We start from the raw sequence: 21,123 nt of genomic DNA, 5'->3' as shown, positions 1-21,123 counted from the left end.
CCCGAGGGACGGTCGTCACGGCGGAAGCCGCCACGGTCACCGCGGTCGTCACGGTTGAAGCCACCCGACGGACGGTCGTCACGGCGGAAACCACCCGAGGGACGGTCGTCACGGCGGAAGCCGCCACGGTCACCGCGGTCGTCACGGTTGAAGCCACCCGACGGACGGTCATCGCGACGGAAACCACCCGACGGACGGTCGTCACGGCGGAAACCACCCGAGGGACGGTCGTCGCGACGGTAGCCACCACGGTCACCGCGGTCGCCACGGTCGTCGCGGCGGTTGTCGCGGCGCTCGAAGTTGCCCCGGTCGTCGCGGCGCTCGGAACGCTGCTCCTGGGCGGCGGCCTGGGCGGCCTGCTCGGCCACGGCGGCGGCCAGCTCCGCCTCGGCGGCCTCGACGACCTCGGCGACGGCGGCCTCCGGGTCCTCACCGCGCTCGCGGGCGGAGCGGGCGACGAGGCGGTCGGCCTCCTCGCGGAGCTCGGCGGCGCGACGGGTGGCGCGCTCCAGCTGCTTGGTCAGGTCGGCGACCTCGCGCTCGGCCTGCTTGGCGGCGTTGTTCGCGGAGTCGGCCTGGACCTCGGTGAGCGAGCGCGCACCGGTGATCTCGGCGACCTCCGGGTCGAAGGCGCCGGCGCCGCCGACGATGTGGCGCGAGGCGTCGACGCCCGCGTCCTCCATCAGGCGGAAGATCTGGCGGCGCTGGTGCGGCAGGGCGAGGGAGACCACGACGCCCGACTTGCCGGCGCGGGCGGTACGGCCCGAGCGGTGCAGGTAGTCCTTGTGGTCGCCGGCCGGGTCCACGTTGAGGACCAGGTCGATGCCGTCGACGTGGATGCCGCGGGCGGCGACGTCGGTGGCGACGAGCGCGTTGACGTAGCCGTCCTTGAAGTCGGCCAGGACGCGGGTACGGGCGCCCTGCGTCATACCGCCGTGCAGCGCGTCGGCCTTCACGCCGGCCTCGACGAGCTGCTCGGCGATGCGGTCGGCGCCCAGCTGGGTGCGGACGAAGATGATGGTGCGGCCCTTGCGGGCGGCGATGGCGGCCGTGACCGGGGCCTTGTCCTTCGGCTTCACGACGAGGACGTGGTGGGTCATGGTCGTGACGTTGCCCTGGGCGCTGTCGACCTCGTGGCTGACCGGGTTGGACAGGTAGCGCTTGACCAGGGTGCCGATCTCGTTCTCCATGGTGGCGGAGAAGAGCATGCGCTGGCCGCCGGCCGGGACCTGGTCGAGCAGCTCGGTGACCTCGGGCAGGAAGCCCAGGTCGGCCATCTGGTCGGCCTCGTCGAGGACCGCGACCTCGACGTTCTCCAGGGAGCAGGCGCCGCGGTTGATGATGTCGCGCAGGCGGCCGGGGGTGGCGACGAGGATGTCGACGCCGCGCTCCAGGGCGTAGATCTGGTTGCCCATGGAGGTACCGCCGCAGACGACCTTCATCTTCAGGCCGAGGACGTCGCCGTAGGGCTGGAGGGCGTCCGCGACCTGCATCGCGAGCTCGCGGGTCGGGGTGAGGATGACGGCGCGGGGCTTCTTCTTCTCCGTGTGGCCGTCGGCCAGGCGGGCCAGGGTCGGCAGACCGAAGGAGAGGGTCTTGCCGGAGCCGGTGCGGCCGCGGCCGAGGATGTCCTTGCCGGCCAGGGCGTCCGGGATGGTGGCGGCCTGGATCGGGAACGGGGTGGTGACGCCGTTCTGCGCGAGCTTGCGCACGACGCCCTCGGGCAGACCGAGGTCCGCGAAGGTGACCGTGGGCTCGGTGTCGGCGGCGTCCTCGTCGGAGTCGACGTCGGCACCGGCCGTCACGTCGGCTTCGAGCGCCTCGATGATCTCGTTCGCCTCCGCGGCCTCCATGGCCTCGGTGACCACAAGGGCCTCTACGGCGTCGACGATCTCGGTGGAGTCGTTCTCGGGCATGACGGAACGGTCAGAACTGGAAATGGACATGCGAAATGCGAAACCTTCCGGAGTCTCGGCACGCGCCCAAACTCCGTGAATCGCAAATCGACCGCCTCAATGCGGTCAGCCACGGCTAGGGAGAGTACGCGCCACACGGCGCTCTTCGGATTCGGCGCCGGGCAATGGGATCAAACGATCTATAACCATACGCACCCTCCCGGGGGTCTGGCAAGTCGTTCCTGCAAAACCCCCTCCGACCTGCGACGGAGCCCCCGCGTCCACGCTCAGGCGATGCTCGGACCCGGGGACGCCGGGGGCGTCTCGCTCGGCGTGGGCTGCGTCACAGGGGGCGTGGTCTCCCCACCGCCGGGGGTCGACCCCCCGGAGCCGCCCGCGCCGGAACCGCCCGAGCCGGAACCACCGGACCCGCCCGCTCCGCCGGCACCACCCGACCCCGACCCGGAACCCCCGGCTCCCGACCCCGAGCCCGAGCCGGAACCCGATCCGGAGCCACCCGCCCCGGACCCCGAGCCGGACCCCGAGCCGCCCCCGGACGGCACCTGACCGCCCTGCCCGCCGGCCCCGCCCCCGGGACCGGCCGACGGGGAGGGCTGGCCCGGCTTGCCCCCGGGCGCGCCGGGACCGGGTGAGGCACCGGTCGCCCCGGAGACCTTGCCGGGCTCGCCGGACTTCCCGTCCGGGTGCGTGCCGTCCTTGACCCCGTGCCCGCTGCCGTGGACCCCGGAGCCGTGCCCGGAGCCCGCGGCCGCACCGGCCCCGCCGGCCTCCTTGCCGCCCACCGAGGCCGCGGGCCCCGGCTTCGCGGCGTCCTCACCGACGCTCATGCAGCCCGCCGTCGCCGCGACCGCGAGGGCGGAGACGGCCAGTCTGAGGGTGGTGGACAGGGAAGCGGGCAATGGGCGCACGGGGGCACCTCCGGGGCGCGGGGCGGGGTCCGCGGTGAGCGGGTCAATGAGCCCAACTCCCTTTACCCCGTAAGAGACACGCCCCTTGCGCGAGTTGCGCCGACGGGCCGCGGTTCACTCGAACAGCTGCCGCGCCACCTGCGACCCCAGCGTCACGGCCCCGAGGCCGACCAGCACCGACGCCGCCACGTTCGCCGCGGCGAGGAACTTCCAGCCGCGCTCGGCCAGCCGCAGCGTCTCGTACGAGAACGTCGAGTACGTGCTCAGCGCCCCGCACAGCCCCGTCCCCAGCAGCGGTGTCAGCCGCGAGGAGCCCGCGCCGGCCAGGACGGCCCCGGTGAGCACCCCCAGCACCAGGCAGGCGCCCGCGTTGACCACGAAGGTCCCCCACGGGAAGACGGAGTCGTGCCGGGCCTGGACGAACCGGTCGGTCAGGTACCGCAGCGGCGCCCCGACGACCGCGCCCGCCACCACCAGCAGCCAGGTCACGCGGCCCCCCGCCCCCGCAGCGTCAGCCGCGTCAGCGACGCCGCCGACCACACCGCCCCCAGCGCGCCCACGACGGTCAGCCCGGCGTACGCCAGCGCGAGCCCGGCCCGGCCCGCGTCCAGCAGCCGCGAGAAGTCCACGGCATAGGTCGAGAAGGTGGTGAACCCGCCGAGTACCCCGGTACCCGCGAAGGGCCGCAGCAGCGGGTGCGGGGAACGCCGGCCGCCCTCGCTGATCAGCGCCATCAGCACGCCGATCAGCGCGCATCCGGCGACGTTGGTCCAGAAGGTCGCCCACGGGAAGCCCGCCGGAGCGGCCGGCCACATCAGGGCCAGCCCGTAGCGGGCCGCCGCCCCGAGGGCCCCGCCGGCGGCCACCGCCGCGAGGACGCGGCCCTGCGGCTCGGCGCGCTGCGCGGGGACGTGGAGGTCGACGTCGGGGTCGATGGCCTCCGCGCCCGGCGCGGGCCGGGTCATCCGTAGCCCAGGGCGTGCAGGCGTTCGTCGTCGATGCCGAAGTGGTGGGCGATCTCGTGCACCACGGTCACCTCCGTCTCGGCGACCACGCTCTCCCGGTCCTCGCACATCCGCAGCGTGGGGTTCCGGTAGATCGTGATGCGGTCGGGGAGCACTCCGGCGTACCACTCGCCGCGCTCGGTGAGCGGGGTCCCCTCGTACAGGCCGAGCAGCTCGGGGTCCCCGGCCGGCGGCTCGTCCTCGACGAAGACCGCGACGTTGTCCATCAGCCGGGTCAGCTCCGGGGGGATCCGGTCCAGCGCCTCTGCGACGAGCTCCTCGAACTCCTCGCGCGTCATCTCCAGCACCCGGCCATTGTCGCCCTGCCGGAGGCGGTTCCGGCGCTCGGGTGGAAACCGTTTTGGCGATACCTCCTCGGATCCCATATGCTTCTCACGTCCCCGACGCGCTGCAAAGTGCCCGGCGGGCCTTTAGCCCTCATCGTCTAGTGGCCCAGGACGCCGCCCTTTCAAGGCGGTAGCACGGGTTCGAATCCCGTTGGGGGTACGCAACACCATGTGCAAGACTTGCTCTTGCACACACCAGGTCCTGTGGAGCAGTTGGTTAGCTCGCCACCCTGTCAAGGTGGAGGTCGCGGGTTCAAGTCCCGTCAGGATCGCTGAGGCTGGAAACAGTCTCGTGGCTGGGTAGCTCAGTTGGTACGAGCGATCGCCTGAAAAGCGATAGGTCGCCGGTTCGACCCCGGCCCCAGCCACAAAAGGAAGGCCCCGTCTCCGGACGGGGCCTTCCGCGTTTCATTCCTCCCCGGCCCGCCGGGCCTCCTCGCGGACCGTCCGCCGCCGGCGCAGCAGCCCGAAGGCCACCGCCCCGGCGGCGACCAGCCCGAGCAGCGCCCAGTCCGGGACCGCCTCCGCGACGGCGCCGAGCTTCTCCTCGACCGCGTACGAGTCGTCCACGTCCAGCAGCCCGGGCAGTGCGCTCGCCCCGTCGTAGACCAGGAACAGCGCGCCCAGGGTGATGAAGAACAGCCCGGACAGCAGTGAGGTCGTGTGCAGTTCGAAGCGGCCCAGGCGCACCGCCCGGCCGCGCAGCCAGCGCCGCCGGCCCAGGTCGAAGCGCTCCCAGAGCAGGGCCAGTACGAACAGCGGCACGGCCATCCCCAGCGCGTACACCGCCAGCAGCAGCCCGCCGTAGACCGGGCTGCCGCTGACCGCCGCCACCGTCAGGACGCTGCCCAGGATCGGGCCGGCGCAGAACCCGGCCAGCCCGTAGACCGCGCCGAGCGCGTACACGGACAGGGCGGTGGTCGGGCGGATCCGGCCCGAGAGCTCGGAGAGCCGCCTGGGCGCGAAACCGAGGCCGAGGATCTGGGCCAGGCCCAGGGCGACGATCAGCCAGCCGCCGGCCAGCACCAGCTGGTCGCGGTGGGAGTGGAAGAACCGGCCCGCGTACGAGCCGGCCGCGCCCAGCGGTACGAGGGTGGTGGCGAGACCGGCGTAGAAGATCCCGGTGCGCGCGAGGAGCCGGGTGCGGGAGTCGATGGAGTAGGCGAAGAAGGCCGGCAGGAGCAGGGCGCTGCACGGGCTGAGCAGGGCGAGGAGGCCGCCGAGCAGGGCGGCGGCGTAGCCGATGCCGGTCACCGGCCGCCCTTCCCCTTCGCCTGCGCCCTGGCCCGGTCGATGGCCGCGGTGAAGGCGCCGAGGGGCTGGGCGCCCGCGATGGGCTGCCCGTTGACGAGGAAGGAGGGGGTGGACTGGACGCCGATGCGGTAGCCCTCCTCCCGGTCGCGGCGCAGGGCCGCCGCGGCCCGCTCGCCGGTCATGTCGGCCTTGAAGCGCTCCAGGTCGGGGACCCCGGCCTCCCGGGCCAGTTCGACCAGCCGGTCCTCGCCGAACCCCTTGGCCTTGGCGCCCTCGGCGTACGCGGCGGCGTGGAAGGCGGTGAAGCGGTCCTGCTGCCCGGCCGCCCAGGCGGCCTTCGCAGCGGCCTCGGACTCGGCACCGAAGATCGGGAAGTTGCGCCACTCGATGCGCAGGGTGCCGTCCTGGACGTACTTCTTCACCAGTTCGGGCTCGGTGTCGCGGGCGAACTTGGCGCAGTAGCCGCACTTGAAGTCGGAGTACTCGATGAGGACCACGGGGGCGTCGGTGCGGCCCACGGCGAGCTTGTCGCCGTCCTCGCGGCGGGCCAGCGCCTTCAGCTCGGCGAAGGCGCCGGTGTCGGAGTCGGAGTCGGGGGCGTCGGACGCGGAGGCGCTGGCGCTGGCGGCCGGGCGGCTGTGCTCCTCGTCCTGGGGCGCGGAGGCCTGCCAGGAGACGAGGCCGAGGGTGACCGCGGCGACGGCGACGCCGGCGGCGTACAGCAGGGGCTTGCGGGAGGTCTTGCGGGATGTGGGCATACGGGTGCTCCAGAGCGGGGCGTACGGGGGAACCGGCGGGACCGGCTCCGCTACACCCGCATCACGTTCAGCTCCACCGGCTTCGGCGCCCGCTGGTCGGGCCCGCGCACGGGCAGCCGTACGCACTCGGCCCGGTACGGCCGCACCCCGTCGGGCACGGCCCGCGCGACGAGGACGGAACCGTGCTCGTGCCCGGCGCGCGCCGGCACGGCGGGCTCGGTCCCGGCGCCACCGGAACCGGGCGCACAGGCGGGCCGCCGCTCGGGCAGGGCGCCCGTGAAGACGGCCCGCGGCCCGTCACCCGGCCGGGTCTCCGCCCGTCCGGTGTGCCGCGCGACCGCGCGGGCCGGGAGCGCCTGCCCGGCCTCGGGCCGCCCGGCCCCGGCCCAAGCGGTCGCGGACGGTGTGGACGGGGCCTGCCACCCGGCCGTGGTGTGCGGGGCGGGGCCCGGTTCCGCGGCCGGCCGGGCCAGGGCCAGGGCCAGCCCCAGCAGGCCCGCCACCACCGCGAACACGGCGGCAGCCGACGGGAACGTGCGGCGGCGGCAGGACAAGGTGGGCTGCCTCTCACTCGCACGACGGGGGACTCGTCCCGAAATGGTACGGGGAGGGGCACAAATCCGTTCGCCACCCGCCGGGCCCAGGTGAGATCCTCGACCAGGTATGTCTACTTCCTTCGCCGCCCTGCAGACGCTTCTCGGTGAGATCTCCCTCCGGGACGCGCACCGCCTCGGCCGCCGCCTAGAGGGCGCCCGCCGCATCCGCAAGCCCGAGGCCCGGCAGGCCGTGCTCGACGAGATCGCCGCGGAGGCCGAGAAGGCCGCCGCGCGACTGGCCGGCCGCGCCTCGCGCATGCCGGAGGTCACGTATCCCGAGAACCTGCCCGTCAGCCAGAAGAAGGATGAGATCGCCGAGGCGATACGCGACCACCAGGTCGTGATCGTCGCGGGCGAGACCGGCTCCGGGAAGACCACGCAGATCCCCAAGATCTGCATGGAGCTGGGGCGTGGCGTCCGGGGCATGATCGGGCACACCCAGCCCCGCCGGATCGCCGCCCGAACGGTCGCGGAGCGCATCGCGGAGGAGCTGAAGTCCGAGATCGGGCAGACCGTCGGCTGGAAGGTCCGCTTCACCGACCAGGTGAACCCGGACGCGACCTTCGTGAAGCTGATGACGGACGGCATCCTGCTCGCCGAGATCCAGACGGACCGCGAGCTGCGCGCCTACGACACGATCATCATCGACGAGGCCCACGAGCGCAGCCTCAACATCGACTTCCTGCTCGGCTACCTGGCCCAGCTGCTCCCCAAGCGCCCCGACCTCAAGGTCGTGATCACCTCCGCGACCATCGACCCGGAGCGGTTCTCCCGCCACTTCGGCGACGCCCCGATCGTCGAGGTCAGCGGCCGTACTTACCCGGTCGAGGTCCGCTACCGGCCGCTGCTGGAGGAGGACAGCGAGGAGAGCGACCGCGACCAGATCACCGCGATCTGCGACGCCGTCGACGAGCTCCAGGGCGAGGGCCCGGGCGACATCCTGGTCTTCCTCTCCGGCGAGCGGGAGATCCGCGACACGGCCGACGCGCTGATCAAGAAGAAGCTCCGCTTCACCGAGGTCCTGCCGCTCTACGCCCGCCTCTCGCACGCCGAACAGCACCGGGTGTTCCAGCCCCACACCGGCCGCCGGATCGTGCTGGCGACCAACGTCGCGGAGACCTCCCTGACGGTCCCCGGCATCAAGTACGTGATCGACCCGGGCACGGCCCGCATCTCCCGCTACAGCCACCGCACGAAGGTGCAGCGGCTGCCCATCGAGCGGATCAGCCAGGCCAGCGCCAACCAGCGCAAGGGCCGCTGCGGCCGTACCAGCGACGGCATCTGCATCCGGCTGTACTCCGAGGACGACTTCAACGCCCGCCCGGAGTTCACGGACGCGGAGATCCTGCGGACGAACCTGGCCTCCGTCATCCTCCAGATGACCGCCGCCGGGCTCGGCGAGATCGAGAAGTTCCCCTTCATCGACCCGCCGGACCACCGCAACATCCGCGACGGCGTACAGCTCCTCCAGGAGCTCGGCGCGCTCGACCCGGCGGAGAAGGACCCGAAGAAGCGCCTCACCCCGATGGGCCGACAGCTCTCCCAGCTGCCGGTCGACCCGCGCCTGGCCCGCATGGTCGTGGAGGCGGACAAGAACAACTGCGTCCGTGAGGTCATGGTCATCGCGGCGGCCCTGTCGATCCAGGACCCGCGCGAGCGCCCGTCGGACAAGCAGACCCAGGCGGACCAGAACCACGCCCGGTTCAAGGACGAGACGAGCGACTTCCTCTCCTTCCTGAACATGTGGCGCTACGTCCGCGAGCAGCAGAAGGAGCGCGGCTCGTCCTCCTTCCGCCGGATGTGCAAGCAGGAGTACCTGAACTTCCTGCGGATCCGGGAGTGGCAGGACATCTACGCCCAGCTGCGCTCGGTCGCCAAGACGATGGGCATCCACGTCAACGAGGCCGACGCCGCCGAGACGAACATCCACATCTCCCTGCTGGCCGGTCTGCTGTCGCACATCGGCCTGAAGGACACCGACAAGAACGAGTACCTGGGCGCGCGGTCGGCGAAGTTCGCGATCTTCCCCGGGTCGGCGCTGTTCAAGAAGCAGCCGAAGTTCCTGATGTCGGCGGAGCTGGTGGAGACCTCGCGGCTGTGGGCGCGGGTCAACGCCAAGGTGGAGCCCGAGTGGGTGGAGCCGCTGGCACAGCACCTGATCAAGCGCACGTACAGCGAGCCGCACTGGGAGAAGGACCAGGCGGCCGTGATGGCGTACGAGAAGGTCACCCTGTACGGGGTGCCGATCGTCGCCCAGCGGAAGATCAACTACGGCCGGATCGACCCCGAGGTCTCGCGCGAGCTGTTCATCCGCAACGCGCTGGTCGAGGGCGACTGGCGCACCCACCACAAGTTCTACGCCGACAACCGCAAGCTGCTCACCGAGGTCGAGGAGCTGGAGAACCGGGCGCGGCGCCGCGACATCGTCGTGGACGACGAGACCCTGTTCGACTTCTACGACCAGCGGATCCCCGAGCACGTGGTGTCGGGGGCCCACTTCGACTCCTGGTGGAAGCACAAGCGGCGCGAGGAGCCCGAACTCCTCGACTTCGAGCGCGAGATGCTGCTGACGGACAAGGCGGCCGGGGTCACCAAGGCCGACTATCCGGACTCCTGGCGGCAGGGGCAGCTGAAGTTCCGGGTGACCTACCAGTTCGAGCCGGGCGCGGACGCGGACGGCGTGACCGTGCACATCCCGCTCCAGGTGCTGAACCAGGTCACCGAGGAGGGCTTCGACTGGCAGATCCCGGGTCTGCGCGAGGAGGTCGTCACCGAGCTGATCCGCTCGCTGCCGAAGCCGATCCGCCGGCACTACGTGCCCGCGCCGAACTACGCGTCCCGCTTCCTGGAGAAGGAGCCGGCGCTCGCGGAACCGCTGCCGGTGGTGCTGGCGCGCGAGCTCCAGCGGATGGTCGGGGTGCCGGTGTCGGCGGAGGACTTCGACCTCTCCCGGATCCCGGACCACCTGAAGATCACCTTCCGGATCGTTGACGAGCGGCGGCGCAAGCTGGCCGAGGCGAAGGACCTGGAGGCCCTGCGGCTCCAGCTGAAGCCCAAGGCCCGCCAGGCCCTCTCCAAGGCCGCGGCCGCCACCGCCGAGCGGGCGGGCGGGGAGTCGGTGGAGCGCTCCGGGCTGACCGACTGGACGATCGGCTCCCTGGTGAAGGTCTTCGAGACCCGGCGGGCCGGCCAGCCGGTGAAGGCCTACCCGGCGCTGGTGGACGAGGGGACGAGCGTCTCCGTACGGCTCTTCGACACCGAGGTCGAGCAGCAGCGGGCGATGTGGCTGGGCACCCGGCGGCTGATCCTCCTCAACATCCCGGTGAATCCGGCGAAGTTCGCTTCGGAGAAGCTGACCAACCAGCAGAAGCTGGCCCTCTCCCGCAATCCGCACGGCTCCATCCAGGCGCTGTTCGAGGACTGCGCGACCGCGGCCGCCGACAAGCTGATCGCCGACCACGGAGGTCCGGCCTGGGACGAGGCGGGCTTCCGGCGGCTCTTCGACGCGGTGCGGGCCGACCTGGTGGACACCACCGTGCGGACGGTGGGCCAGGTGCAGCAGGTGCTGGCGGCCTGGCAGGCCTGCGAGCGGCGGCTGAAGGCCACGAACAGCCTGGCCCTGATGGCCAACGTCGCGGACGTGAAGACGCAGCTGGCGGCCCTGATGCCGGCCGGTTTCGTGACGCTGACCGGTCTGAAGCGGCTGCCGGACCTGATGCGCTACCTGGTGGCGATCGACCGGCGGCTCCAGCAGATGCCGACGGGCGCCCAGCGCGACACCACGCGGATGGAGAAGGTCCACGAGATGCGGGACGAGTACCTGTGGCTGCTGGAGCAGCTGCCCAAGGGCCGGCCCGTGCCGGAGGCCGTCACCGAGATCCGCTGGATGATCGAGGAGCTGCGGGTCAGCTACTTCGCGCACGCGCTGGGGACGGCGTACCCGATCTCCGACAAGCGCATCGTGAAGGCGGTGGACGCCCTCGCCCCGTGACCGCGGAGCGGCCTGGTTCGACCCCACCCCCCGGGCTGCTGTACAGTCTGTTTCGCAGCCGAGCGATCGGCAGCGTTCCAGGTCCTGTGGAGCAGTTGGTTAGCTCGCCACCCTGTCAAGGTGGAGGTCGCGGGTTCAAGTCCCGTCAGGATCGCAGAAACGTCAGGGCCCGTACCCCGCAAGGGATACGGGCCCTGACGCGTTGTCGGGTCCGGGCATCCCGGCCCGCCGCGTGCGCGCTCCGCCACCCGATGATCACCCGGGGCTCACAGTGCCCCTGGACGCCCCTCAGGCGGCCCCGGCGGCCCGCCCGGACCCCGCGGGCCACCTCCGCCTCCCACAGGCCCCCAGAGCCCGTCCGGGGACCCCGTGGAACACATCCACCCAGAGGGGAGAAATCCCCCGTTCGCGTGAGGCGCTCTGCGCGGGACATCCCCATACGGGGCGCATTGCCGGATGTACAAGAGTCATCAGCTGTGACGGGAGTCACCACATGAGTTTTTGAGACTCGCACGTTTATCGGAGCCCTACGCCCGCTCGATTTAATATGTGCAATGGCACCCACCCCGGCCGGGTGCCCGGAGACAAAAAAATCGCGCTGGACCCGGCGGAGTCCAGCGCGATCGACGGCAGTGCCTGTTGGGGCAGGCCCCGCCGCGTGAACCTGTGTGGGTTCATCGGATTGGGGGATCCGATACGCACCCTTTAAAGCGGTGGTGCTGCGGGACCTCAGGCCTCGCTGCGCTGCTGCGGAATTCCCGCGAGCAGTGCGCGAACCTCGGCCTCGCGGTAACGGCGGTGTCCACCCAGGGTGCGGATGGACGTGAGCTTGCCGGCCTTGGCCCAGCGGGTAACCGTCTTCGGGTCCACGCGGAACATGGTGGCAACCTCAGCCGGGGTCAGCAGCGGCTCGGCATCAGGGGTGCGAGCGGTCATGAGCGGCCTCCTCGGGAGAACCGAACCATCTCGGTTCTTTCCTCTAAATTCTGCACCTTGGCCCGCGTTGCCCGAAATGGACATACGCAGGCCGAGTCGGTTATAGGACGAACGGCTTGTCCTCGGCACTACAACTACACCATCCGTCCAGCCTCGACGGCCAAACCGATGGAATTGCCCTCCGAGGTGTTCATCAGCGGCGGAAGCCGATGGACCGCCCCATAACGGACAGTCACCCCACTGTGACGATCAGTCACAGAGCGATCAGGAGTCGTCAGACCCCCCATAGAGTGCAATACCGAGCATTCCGCCCGAAGTTGGGCGGAAGGAACCCTCCCCGGACTCCTTGTCCTATTTTGGCATGAGGATAGGGGATGGGCGCAAGGGTGTGGATAGTGCGGTCCGTCACGCTTGGGCCAATGGCCCGGATCGGGACGTAGGTCCTGGAACAAAGACCCTAATACCGTGATCAAGCCCCTGATCTGCGACTTGTGGGCCATTCAGCCGATCATGACCGATACGGGCGATACGAGTAGCGTCCGAACGGGTTCCGAACAGGTACGTCCATGATCTACGCAGACCCCCGCTCCGGAAAGGGTCAAGACTGCCTCTAGTTCGCGAAAAGTCTCTCCCTCACCGCCCTCCACCGCCGGGCCAGTTCCTCGTAGACCGCCACGGCCCCCTCGTGGTCCCCCTCACGCAGGGCGGCGATCCCCTCCGCGAGGTCGCGGGCCGAGCGGTCGGCGGCCAGTGCGTCAGCCGGGAGCGCGTGGAGCAGCCCGCCGTAGTCCAGTTCGACCAGGGACCGCGGATGGAACTCCTCCAGCCAGCGCCCGACCTCCGCCAGCCCCTCGGCGAGCGGCCCGTACCCCGGCCGCCCCCGCCCCTCCGCCTCCCGCAGCGTCCGCAGCCCCCGCGCGAGCCGGCGCCGGGCCTGGACCATCGGCGTCCGGTACCGCAGCCGGTCCCCCGGCAGGTACTCCCGCTCCTCGTCCGCCACCAGCACGAACCAGCGCAGCGGCACCTGCCACACCCCGGTGCGGATCCACGGCCGCGCGTCGGGGTTCCGCTCCCGCCAGGCCTCGTACTCGGCGGCGGCCCGCCGGCGCGCGGACGGGGGCAGCGCCGCGTCCAGCACCGGGGCCGGGAAGTTCGCGGCCAACTCCTCCAGGGCCAGCCAGCCGCGCAGCCGCGTCCGCCACGGGCAGATCAGCAGCACCCCGTCCAGCTCCGCCGTGAAGGCGTCCCCGCTCTCGTGCGCCGGCACCCCGACCACGGGCACCCGTACCAAGTCGGAAAGGGAGCGGCGCAGTTCGTCCTGGGCGGTCGGCGCCGGGCCGCGCCGGGCATACGCCGCCCAGTGCGTGCGCTCCGGCTCCGGGAAGGAGGCCAGGGGCTCGTAGATCCGCAGGTAGGAGGCGTACGGGACCATCGGCGCGGGCCGCGCGGACGGCGGCCGGAGGTCGGGGGATTCGCTCACCTCCTCGTCCTCCCCGCTTTCGGGGCCCGGTTCACCTCCAACTCGCGGGCCGTCCAAGGAATCCGCCGGGGCGGCCGGCCGGCCGCGCCGGACCCCCCGGCCGTCCGATCCCCGGACAAGGACCACCCGCGCCCGCCCCAGGTCTTACTCTGCTCCCAGCGCGCCCTCCCCCACCCGCAGGGCGGGCGTCATTCCGCCGCATCTCTTCCATGGGAGTCACCACCGTGACCGAAATGACCGACGGCGTCCTGCACACCCTGTTCCGCAGTGAGCAGGGCGGCCACGAGCAAGTCGTGCTGTGCCAGGACCGGGCCACCGGACTCAAGGCCGTCATCGCCATCCACTCCACCGCCCTGGGCCCCGCCCTCGGCGGCACGCGCTTCCACGCGTACGCCTCCGACGAGGAAGCCGTCCGTGACGCGCTGAACCTCTCGCGCGGCATGTCGTACAAGAACGCCCTCGCCGGTCTCGACCTCGGCGGCGGCAAGGCCGTGATCATCGGCGACCCCTCCGTCCTGAAGACCGAGGAACTGCTGCTGGCCTACGGCCGCTTCGTCGAGTCGCTCGGCGGCCGCTACGTCACGGCGTGCGACGTCGGCACGTACGTCGCGGACATGGACGTCGTCGCCCGCGAGACCCGCTGGGCCACCGGCCGCTCCCCCGAGAACGGCGGCGCCGGTGACTCCTCCGTCCTCACCGCGTTCGGTGTCTTCCAGGGCATGCGCGCCAGCGCCCAGCACCTGTGGGGCGACCCGACCCTGCGCGGCCGCAAGGTCGGCGTCGCGGGCGTCGGCAAGGTCGGCCGCCACCTGGTGGAACACCTCCTGGAGGACGGCGCCGAGGTCGTGATCACGGACGTCCGCGAGGAGTCCGTGCGCGAGATCCTCGACAAGCACCCCGGCGGCAAGGTCTCGGCCGTGGCCGACACCGAGGCGCTGATCCGCACCGAGGGCCTGGACATCTACGCCCCCTGCGCGCTCGGCGGCGCCCTCAACGACAGCTCCGTCCCGGTGCTCACGGCCTCGGTCGTGTGCGGCGCGGCCAACAACCAGCTGGCCCACCCGGGCGTGGAGAAGGACCTCGCGGACCGCGGGATCCTCTACGCCCCGGACTACGTGGTCAACGCGGGCGGCGTGATCCAGGTCGCCGACGAGCTGCACGGCTTCGACTTCGACCGCTGCAAGGCCAAGGCCTCGAAGATCTTCGACACCACCCTGGCCATATTCGCACGTGCGAAGGAAGACGGGATCCCGCCGGCCGCCGCGGCCGACCGGATCGCCGAGCAGCGGATGGCCGACGCCCTCGCCGAGCGCGCCGCGGCCCGCAAGGCGTAGCCCCGCCGGGGTCCGGCCGGACGCCGGCCGGACCCCCGCCGGAGCGCGGCGAGACGGAACTCACTGCGCTTCGGCGGGTCGCCGGGCAGGAAAGCGTTAAAATCGCAGCTGACCAGCGAGTACGGGGTGTCCCGCTGGTTCTGTGGAGAGGCGCGTCATGCGGGCGGCGTACCGTATGGCCGCGGAAGCAGGTACCGTTAAACCCCTACGGACGGTCTCTTCACGGAGAGCCCGCTCCGAACCATGAACGCGTGTCAGACTCTGGGGCCGTCGAGCCCCGTCACCGAGGGGGTCGAGCCATGGGGCGCGGCCGGGCCAAGGCCAAGCAGACAAAGGTCGCCCGCCAGCTGAAGTACAACAGCGGCGGGACCGACCTGACGCGTCTGGCCAATGAGCTGGGCGCATCGCCGACAGAGCCGCTGATCAGCGCGCCGGTCGAAGTCGATGACGATCTGGACGACGACGACCCGTACGCCAAGTACGCGGATCTGTACAACGATGACGACGAGGACGAGGACGACGAGTCCGGTCCGACGGCGCACCGACGCGGGGCTTGACGCGCAGCACCTCTGCTTCGAGCATCTGCACAGCCGAGCTCTCTTGCTGGCTGACAGCTGAACATGCCAAAACCCGGTCCAGGGCCTGAGCCCCGGACCGGGTTTTGGCGCTGCTCAGACGGCGTAGTCGCCGGTCAGGGTCGCGCCCTCGGTGTGGTCGCCCCGCTCCAGGATCTCGCCGGCGACCCAGGCCTCGACGCCCCGGTCGGCCAGCGCGGTCAGGGCCACGTCCACGGACTCCTGCGGGACCACGGCCATCATGCCGACGCCCATGTTCAGGGTCTTCTCCAGCTCCAGCCGCTCCACGTTCCCGGCCTTGCCGACCAGGTCGAAGACCGCACCCGGGGTCCAGGTCGAACGGTCGACCGTGGCGTGCAGGTGGTCGGGGATGACCCGGGCCAGGTTCGCGGCGAGGCCGCCGCCGGTGATGTGCGAGTACGCGTGGACCTCGGCCGTACGGGTGAGGGCCATGCAGTCCAGCGAGTAGATCTTCGTGGGCTCCAGCAGCTCCTCGCCGAGGGTCCGGCCGAGCTCCTCGACGTGCTGGTCGAGGGACATCCCGGCGCGGTCGAAGAGGACGTGGCGGACGAGCGAGTACCCGTTCGAGTGAAGGCCGGACGACGCCATGGCGATGACGGCGTCCCCCGTACGGATGCGATCGGCGCCCAGGAGGCGGTCGTACTCGACCACGCCGGTGCCGGCGCCCGCGACGTCGAAGTCGTCCGGTCCGAGGAGGCCCGGGTGCTCGGCGGTCTCGCCGCCGACCAGCGCGCAGCCGGCGAGGACACAGCCTTCGGCGATGCCCTTGACGATGGCGGCGACGCGCTCGGGGTGGACCTTGCCGACGCAGATGTAGTCCGTCATGAAGAGGGGCTCGGCGCCGCAGACGACGATGTCGTCCATGACCATGGCGACCAGGTCGTGGCCGATGGTGTCGTACACGCCCATCTGGCGGGCGATGTCCACCTTGGTGCCGACGCCGTCCGTGGCCGAAGCCAGCAGGGGGCGCTCGTAGCGCTTGAGGGCGGAGGCGTCGAAGAGGCCGGCGAAGCCGCCGAGGCCGCCGAGGACCTCGGGGCGCTGCGTCTTCTTCACCCACTCCTTCATCAGCTCGACGGCGCGGTCGCCCGCTTCGATGTCGACGCCGGCGGCTGCGTAGCTGGCCCCGGTGGTCTTCTCTGTCATGACAGGCGAGAGCTTTCGTGTCGTTGCTGCGTGTGGTGCCGGGCCCCGGGAGAAGCCTCAAAGACAGGGATCGGCGCAGGTGGAGCCGGGCCGGCCCGTGAGGGGCCGGCCCACGGTCCTACGGGCGGCGGAGCGCGTCGGCGGCGTCGGCGCCGCCCGCGAGCTCGTTCTCCAGGAGCTGCTTGCCCAGGAGCTGCGGGTCGGGCAGCTCCATCGGGTACTCGCCGTCGAAGCAGGCACGGCAGAGGTTGGGCTTCTGGATGGTCGTCGCCTCGATCATCGAGTCGAGCGAGATGTACGCGAGGGAGTCCGCGCCCAGCGACGTGGCGATCTCGTCGACCGTCATGCCGTTGGCGATCAGCTCGGCCCGGGTGGCGAAGTCGATGCCGAAGAAGCACGGCCACTTGACCGGCGGCGAGGAGATCCGGATGTGGACCTCGGCCGCGCCGGCCTCGCGGAGCATCTTCACGAGGGCGCGCTGGGTGTTGCCGCGGACGATCGAGTCGTCGACGACGACGAGGCGCTTGCCCCGGATGACTTCCTTGAGCGGGTTGAGCTTGAGGCGGATGCCGAGCTGGCGGATCGTCTGCGAGGGCTGGATGAAGGTCCGGCCGACGTAGGCGTTCTTGACCAGGCCCGAGCCGTACGGGATGCCACTGGCCTCCGCGTAGCCGACGGCGGCGGGCGTGCCGGACTCCGGCGTCGCTATCACCAGGTCGGCCTCGACCGGGGCCTCCTTGGCGAGGCGCCGGCCCATCTCGACGCGCGAGAGGTAGACGTTGCGGCCGGCGATGTCGGTGTCCGGGCGCGCCAGGTAGACGTACTCGAACACACAGCCCTTGGGCTTCGCTTCTGCGAAGCGCGAGGTGCGCAGGCCGTTCTCGTCGATCGCGATGAGCTCGCCGGGCTCGACCTCGCGGACGAAGCTGGCGCCGCAGATGTCGAGGGCGGCGGTCTCGCTCGCGACCACCCAGCCGCGCTCCAGGCGGCCGAGGACCAGCGGGCGGATGCCCTGCGGGTCACGGGCGGTGTAGAGGGTTCCCTCGTCCATGAAGACCAGGGAGAAGGCGCCCTTGACCTGCGGGAGGACCTTGGCGGCCGACTCCTCGATGGTCAGGGGCTTGCCCTCGTCGTCGGTCTGTCCGGCGAGGAGGGCGGTCACGAGGTCGGTGTCGTTGGTGGCCGCCACCTGGGTGGCGCGGCCGTCCTGACGGGGAAGGTCGGCGACCATCTCGGCGAGCTCGGCGGTGTTCACCAGGTTGCCGTTGTGACCCAGGGCAATGGAGCCGTGGGCGGTCGCCCTGAAGGTGGGCTGAGCGTTCTCCCAGACGGACGCTCCGGTGGTCGAGTAGCGGGCGTGACCGACCGCGATATGACCCTGGAGCGAGCCGAGAGAGGTTTCGTCGAAGACCTGGGAAACGAGGCCCATGTCCTTGAAGACGAGGATCTGGGAACCGTTGCTCACAGCGATTCCCGCGGACTCTTGTCCACGGTGCTGCAGGGCATACAGTCCGAAGTAGGTGAGCTTGGCGACCTCTTCACCCGGAGCCCAGACACCGAAGACGCCGCAAGCGTCCTGGGGGCCCTTCTCGCCGGGGAGCAGGTCGTGGTTGAGTCGTCCATCACCACGAGGCACGTCCCCGAGTGTAGGCGAGATCGACCACTGGTCCGAATTGGGGATGGCCGGGAAATGTCACAGCACAGAGGGTGACCGGACGCCTCCGTCTCGGTATTCGGATCCTTTGTTGACTTCTACGAGGGCATTCGTACAGGCTCTCGCCTCATGCAGCCCCTCGGTGACCGTGCCGTCACCCTCGTAGAGCGCCGACACGTGGACCTGGTCCGTGTCGCGAGCGCCATCTGTCGCTGTTTCGCGTAGCCGCAACTCGTCTTCTCCTTTTCACCTTTCCGCTTCGCCCTCGCCTGATCCTCCGTGCCGCGCGCCGTCCCGCGCCCCGCCGGGGGAGGGCGGGTGAGCAGCGCCTTGGAGTACCTGTGTCTTCACACAACAGCAAGCTGTCCCGCCGCGCCTTCGGCGGCGCCGTCGGAGCGACCGCGGCGGCCGCCGCGACGGGGCTCGGGGCGGCTCCCGCCCAGGCCGCCGACCGGTCCGGCGACGCCCGGGAGGCCGCTCCCGGGGAGCGGGATTTCCGGGCCGCGCGCGAGCGCCGTTCCCGCCGCCCCAACATCCTGTTCATCCTGGGCGACGACCTCGGCTGGGCGGACCTGTCCTCGTACGGCGCCCCGCACATCAAGACCCCGAACCTGGACCGGCTCGCCCGCCAGGGGGTCCGGTTCACCGACGCCTACTCGGGTTCGGCGACCTGCTCCCCGACCCGGTTCAGCCTCTACACCGGGCGCTACCCGGCCCGGACCAAGGGCGGGCTGGCCGAGCCGATCGCGGACCGGTCGGTGGGCCTGGACCCGACGCACCCGACGCTGGCCTCGCTGCTGCGGGAGGCCGGGTACGCCACCGCGCTGATCGGCAAGTGGCACGCGGGCTACCTGCCGGACTACAGCCCGACCAAGTCGGGCTGGGACGAGTTCTTCGGCAACTTCGGCGGGGCCCTGGAGTACTACTCCAAGCTGGGCCTGGGCGGCGAGTACGACCTGTACGAGGGCGACGCCGAGTACAAGGACCTGCGCTACTACACGCGGATCCTCACCGAGCGGGCGGGCGAGTACGTCTCGCGCGACCACCGCGGCAAGCCCTGGCTGCTGAACCTGAACTTCACCACCCCGCACTGGCCGTGGATCGCCGACGGGGACACCGAGCAGAGCGCCGAGATCGTGCGGCGGATCAAGGCGGGCGACCCGCGGGCGCTGTGGCACCAGGACGGCGGCTCGGTGGACACGTACCGGCAGATGGTCGAGGACCTGGACCGCTCGGTCGGGCGGGTGCTGGACGCGCTGAAGCGCTCGGGCCAGGAGCAGGACACCCTGGTCGTCTTCGGCAGCGACAACGGCGGCGAGCGGTTCTCGTACAACTGGCCGCTCTCGGGCAACAAGGCCTCCCTCCAGGAGGGCGGGATCCGGGTGCCGAACATCCTGCGCTGGCCCGCCCGGATCGACGGCGGCCAGGTCAGCCGGGTCCCGCTGTTCAGCCCGGACTGGACGGCGACCCTGCTGGAGCTGGCCGGCACCCGGCCGCACCGGGCATACCCGCTGGACGGGGTGAGCCTGGCCGGGTACCTGCTGCGCGGGGAGGAGCCGGCGGAGCGGGACCTGTTCTGGCGGGTGCGCGGGGAGCGGGCGCTGCGGCGCGGGAACTGGAAGTACTACCGCGGCAAGTCGGGCCGCGACCAGCTGTTCGACCTGGCGTCCGACCTGCGCGAGCAGGCCGACCGCGCGGCGGCCGAACCGGCCCGGCTCGCGGAGCTCCGGGCGGCCTGGGAGCGCACGGACGCGGGGCTGCTCCCGTACCCGTCCTGACCGTCCTGACCCCGTCCGCTCGGCTTCACTCGGCCGCCGAACCGCCCTCCGCGGTCAGGGCCCGGCCGTCGGGGGCGGTGAGGGTGAGGGTCCGCCCCTGGACCCGCCAGGTGAGCGGTCCCGCGCCGAACAGCCCGGTGAGCGTCCGCTCGACCTCGCCCGCCGGGCCCTCGCAGGCCATGCGGGTGCTGGTGAGCGGGCCGAAGGTGACGGTGGCCCCCTCGACGGCGACGGGGGCGCTGAACCGGTTGCAGCCGAGGCTGCCGCCGGCGGTGCCGCCCGGGGCCAGGGTGAAGCGGGCCCGGCCGGCCGCGGCGGCGGGGACCGGGGTGCCGGACAGGGCGGTCACCGTCCACTGGGTCGCGGTCAGCGGGGCGTCGGGTACCGGGGGCGTGGCGGAGGCCGGTGCGGGCACGGGGGCGTCGCTCTGCGGGGTACCGGTGCAGCCGGCCAGGGCCGCTGCCAGGACCAGGACCAGCGCGCCGGCGACGGGCCGCGGGCGGTGCCTGAGGATGCGCATGCAGCTGGGACGGCCCTGACCCCCGACGGGTTCCCGTCAGCTCATCAGCGGCAGCAGCCCCGACAGGTCGGCCCGCTCACCGCTCGCGCTGACCCGCGCCGCATCCAGGGCCTCGGCCCAGCCGGTCCGGCCCGTCGCGAGCCGGAGCCAGGTCAGCGGGTCGGTCTCCACCACGTTGGGCGGGGTGCCGCGGGTGTGCCGGGGCCCCTCCACGCACTGGACCACCGCGAACGGCGGGATCCGCACCTCCACCGACCCGCCGGGCGCCTTCACGGCGAGGGCGTCGGCGAGGAGCCGGGTGCAGGCGGCGAGGGCCTGGCGCTCCAGCGGGATGTCCAGGCCGGTGGCCCGGTTCAGGTCGTCGGTGTGGACCACCAGCTCCACGGTCCGGGTCACCAGGAAGTCGGCCAGGGTCATGTCCCCGATCCACAGGTGCATCACCCGGCTGCCGGGGTTCGCCTCCAGGGCCTCGGCCATCCGCGCGCCCGCCCGCGCGAACAGCTCGGCGACCGGTGCGCCGGTGAGGGTCTCCCGGGCGGCTTCGGAGATCTTCCCGGCGAGGGAGGCGGTGGCGAAGGGCCACTCGACCGCGCTCAGCTCGGCGACGGCGGCCGGCGGCCGCGCCAGCCCCCCGGCCAGCGAGTCCGCGATCCAGGCGATGTGCCCGGCGAGCTCCCCGACGGTCCACTCCCCGACCCCGCTGGGCCGCGCGAGTTCTCCGGGCCCCAAGTCCGCCACGGCGCGGGCGACATGGCCGAACTGGGCGGTGACGGCCGCACGGATCTTCGCGCCGTCGTAGGTTCGCTGCTTCTTCTTGGCGGGCGGCATGAACCGACCCTACTCGGGCCCCGGCGGCACACGTCCGGTGCGCCCGCGTGACGACGGGGCGCGTCCGCCAACGCCGC

Annotated in this window: 18 protein-coding genes and 4 tRNA genes; 9 read left to right on the top strand and 13 right to left on the bottom strand. The window is 71.7% G+C overall.

Annotated features, from left to right (window positions below; translation table 11 throughout):
• The 4 genes from WDV06_RS24430 to WDV06_RS24415 all read right to left on the bottom strand — a co-directional run.
• A partial coding sequence (locus tag WDV06_RS24430; protein ID WP_395511915.1) for a DEAD/DEAH box helicase occupies positions 1 to 1,946 on the bottom strand: 1,946 nt, incomplete at its 3' end.
• A gap of 992 nt (positions 1,947 to 2,938) precedes the next feature.
• Positions 2,939 to 3,313, bottom strand: coding sequence for a fluoride efflux transporter FluC (locus tag WDV06_RS24425; RefSeq protein WP_395511914.1), 375 nt, complete (start codon positions 3,311 to 3,313; stop codon positions 2,939 to 2,941).
• Positions 3,310 to 3,789, bottom strand: a complete 480-nt coding sequence (locus WDV06_RS24420; RefSeq protein ID WP_395511913.1) for a FluC/FEX family fluoride channel — start codon at positions 3,787 to 3,789, stop codon at positions 3,310 to 3,312. The genes WDV06_RS24425 and WDV06_RS24420 overlap by 4 nt, the downstream gene beginning before the upstream one ends.
• Positions 3,786 to 4,136, bottom strand: a complete 351-nt coding sequence (locus WDV06_RS24415; RefSeq protein WP_042814671.1) for a metallopeptidase family protein — start codon at positions 4,134 to 4,136, stop codon at positions 3,786 to 3,788. Before WDV06_RS24415 ends, WDV06_RS24420 begins: the two co-directional genes overlap by 4 nt.
• A gap of 126 nt (positions 4,137 to 4,262) precedes the next feature.
• On the opposite strand from WDV06_RS24415, the gene WDV06_RS24410 reads away from it, so the two are divergent.
• The 3 genes from WDV06_RS24410 to WDV06_RS24400 all read left to right on the top strand — a co-directional run bounded on the left by WDV06_RS24410 (position 4,263) and on the right by WDV06_RS24400 (position 4,543).
• Positions 4,263 to 4,335, top strand: a tRNA-Glu gene (locus WDV06_RS24410).
• Positions 4,336 to 4,373: 38 nt separating this feature from the next.
• Positions 4,374 to 4,447: transfer RNA gene (locus WDV06_RS24405), tRNA-Asp, on the top strand.
• 22 nt (positions 4,448 to 4,469) lie between these two features.
• Positions 4,470 to 4,543: transfer RNA gene (locus tag WDV06_RS24400), tRNA-Phe, on the top strand.
• Positions 4,544 to 4,583: 40 nt separating this feature from the next.
• On the opposite strand, the gene WDV06_RS24395 is transcribed toward WDV06_RS24400, so the two are convergent.
• Genes WDV06_RS24395 through WDV06_RS24385 form a run of 3 tightly spaced genes read right to left on the bottom strand, consistent with a single transcriptional unit; the run spans position 4,584 to position 6,741 of the window.
• The gene (locus WDV06_RS24395) at positions 4,584 to 5,429 is read right to left on the bottom strand and encodes a cytochrome c biogenesis CcdA family protein (RefSeq protein ID WP_395511912.1); all 846 of its coding nucleotides are present in this window, start codon (positions 5,427 to 5,429) and stop codon (positions 4,584 to 4,586) included.
• A complete protein-coding gene (locus WDV06_RS24390) occupies positions 5,426 to 6,187 on the bottom strand; it encodes a DsbA family protein (protein ID WP_395511911.1) in 762 nt (253 codons plus the stop codon). The genes WDV06_RS24395 and WDV06_RS24390 overlap by 4 nt, the downstream gene beginning before the upstream one ends.
• Positions 6,188 to 6,237: 50 nt before the next feature.
• Positions 6,238 to 6,741, bottom strand: a complete 504-nt coding sequence (locus WDV06_RS24385; RefSeq protein ID WP_395511910.1) for a hypothetical protein — start codon at positions 6,739 to 6,741, stop codon at positions 6,238 to 6,240.
• Positions 6,742 to 6,850: 109 nt separating this feature from the next.
• Here WDV06_RS24385 and hrpA point away from each other — a divergent pair, with 109 nt between their 5' ends.
• Positions 6,851 to 10,774: an ATP-dependent RNA helicase HrpA gene (gene hrpA / locus WDV06_RS24380; RefSeq protein WP_395511909.1), complete on the top strand. Its 3,924-nt coding sequence runs from the start codon at positions 6,851 to 6,853 to the stop codon at positions 10,772 to 10,774.
• A gap of 80 nt (positions 10,775 to 10,854) precedes the next feature.
• A tRNA-Asp gene (locus tag WDV06_RS24375) sits at positions 10,855 to 10,928 on the top strand.
• A gap of 575 nt (positions 10,929 to 11,503) precedes the next feature.
• Here the strand turns inward: WDV06_RS24375 and bldC are convergent.
• Entirely contained in the window at positions 11,504 to 11,710 is a 207-nt protein-coding gene (gene bldC, locus WDV06_RS24370) for a developmental transcriptional regulator BldC (protein ID WP_003949541.1), read from the bottom strand.
• Positions 11,711 to 12,320: 610 nt separating this feature from the next.
• The gene (locus tag WDV06_RS24365; protein WP_395511916.1) at positions 12,321 to 13,142 is read right to left on the bottom strand and encodes a hypothetical protein; all 822 of its coding nucleotides are present in this window, start codon (positions 13,140 to 13,142) and stop codon (positions 12,321 to 12,323) included.
• A gap of 272 nt (positions 13,143 to 13,414) precedes the next feature.
• Here WDV06_RS24365 and WDV06_RS24360 point away from each other — a divergent pair, with 272 nt between their 5' ends.
• Positions 13,415 to 14,524, top strand: coding sequence for a Leu/Phe/Val dehydrogenase (locus tag WDV06_RS24360; RefSeq protein WP_395511908.1), 1,110 nt, complete (start codon positions 13,415 to 13,417; stop codon positions 14,522 to 14,524).
• A gap of 299 nt (positions 14,525 to 14,823) precedes the next feature.
• Entirely contained in the window at positions 14,824 to 15,081 is a 258-nt protein-coding gene (locus tag WDV06_RS24355) for a DUF3073 domain-containing protein (protein WP_079428907.1), read from the top strand.
• Positions 15,082 to 15,195: 114 nt separating this feature from the next.
• Here the strand turns inward: WDV06_RS24355 and purM are convergent, their stop codons facing one another.
• Both purM and purF read right to left on the bottom strand, forming a co-directional pair.
• A complete protein-coding gene (gene purM, locus WDV06_RS24350; RefSeq protein WP_395511907.1) occupies positions 15,196 to 16,266 on the bottom strand; it encodes a phosphoribosylformylglycinamidine cyclo-ligase in 1,071 nt (356 codons plus the stop codon).
• A gap of 118 nt (positions 16,267 to 16,384) precedes the next feature.
• On the bottom strand, positions 16,385 to 17,902 hold the full coding sequence (gene purF / locus WDV06_RS24345; protein WP_395511906.1) for an amidophosphoribosyltransferase: 1,518 nt from the start codon (positions 17,900 to 17,902) through the stop codon (positions 16,385 to 16,387).
• Positions 17,903 to 18,049: 147 nt separating this feature from the next.
• On the opposite strand from purF, the gene WDV06_RS24340 reads away from it, so the two are divergent.
• Together WDV06_RS24340 and WDV06_RS24335 are read left to right on the top strand one after the other, a co-directional pair.
• A complete protein-coding gene (locus tag WDV06_RS24340; protein WP_365076803.1) occupies positions 18,050 to 18,145 on the top strand; it encodes a putative leader peptide in 96 nt (31 codons plus the stop codon).
• Between the two features lie 116 nt (positions 18,146 to 18,261).
• Positions 18,262 to 19,698, top strand: a complete 1,437-nt coding sequence (locus WDV06_RS24335) for a sulfatase-like hydrolase/transferase (protein WP_395511905.1) — start codon at positions 18,262 to 18,264, stop codon at positions 19,696 to 19,698.
• A gap of 25 nt (positions 19,699 to 19,723) precedes the next feature.
• On the opposite strand, the gene WDV06_RS24330 is transcribed toward WDV06_RS24335, so the two are convergent.
• Positions 19,724 to 20,218, bottom strand: coding sequence for an META domain-containing protein (locus WDV06_RS24330; protein WP_395511904.1), 495 nt, complete (start codon positions 20,216 to 20,218; stop codon positions 19,724 to 19,726).
• A gap of 36 nt (positions 20,219 to 20,254) precedes the next feature.
• Positions 20,255 to 21,046, bottom strand: a complete 792-nt coding sequence (locus WDV06_RS24325) for a maleylpyruvate isomerase family mycothiol-dependent enzyme (RefSeq protein ID WP_395511903.1) — start codon at positions 21,044 to 21,046, stop codon at positions 20,255 to 20,257.
• Positions 21,047 to 21,123 lie beyond the last annotated feature (77 nt).

This window comes from Streptomyces racemochromogenes (genome assembly GCF_044129415.1).
Classification (GTDB): domain Bacteria; phylum Actinomycetota; class Actinomycetes; order Streptomycetales; family Streptomycetaceae; genus Streptomyces; species Streptomyces racemochromogenes_A.
This window is presented reverse-complemented; position numbering and strand designations above follow the sequence as displayed.

Excerpts from the sequence above, each read along its gene's own strand:
- WDV06_RS24420 (WP_395511913.1), bottom strand. The coding sequence starts at position 3,789 with ATGACCCGGCCCGCGCCGGGCGCGGAGGCCATCGACCCCGACGTCGAC.
- WDV06_RS24390 (WP_395511911.1), bottom strand. The coding sequence starts at position 6,187 with ATGCCCACATCCCGCAAGACCTCCCGCAAGCCCCTGCTGTACGCCGCC.
- hrpA (WP_395511909.1), top strand. The coding sequence starts at position 6,851 with ATGTCTACTTCCTTCGCCGCCCTGCAGACGCTTCTCGGTGAGATCTCC.
- bldC (WP_003949541.1), bottom strand. The coding sequence starts at position 11,710 with ATGACCGCTCGCACCCCTGATGCCGAGCCGCTGCTGACCCCGGCTGAG.
- WDV06_RS24365 (WP_395511916.1), bottom strand. The coding sequence starts at position 13,142 with ATGGTCCCGTACGCCTCCTACCTGCGGATCTACGAGCCCCTGGCCTCC.
- WDV06_RS24355 (WP_079428907.1), top strand. The coding sequence starts at position 14,824 with ATGGGGCGCGGCCGGGCCAAGGCCAAGCAGACAAAGGTCGCCCGCCAG.
- purM (WP_395511907.1), bottom strand. The coding sequence starts at position 16,266 with ATGACAGAGAAGACCACCGGGGCCAGCTACGCAGCCGCCGGCGTCGAC.
- WDV06_RS24340 (WP_365076803.1), top strand. The coding sequence starts at position 18,050 with ATGCAGCCCCTCGGTGACCGTGCCGTCACCCTCGTAGAGCGCCGACAC.
- WDV06_RS24330 (WP_395511904.1), bottom strand. The coding sequence starts at position 20,218 with ATGCGCATCCTCAGGCACCGCCCGCGGCCCGTCGCCGGCGCGCTGGTC.
- WDV06_RS24325 (WP_395511903.1), bottom strand. The coding sequence starts at position 21,046 with ATGCCGCCCGCCAAGAAGAAGCAGCGAACCTACGACGGCGCGAAGATC.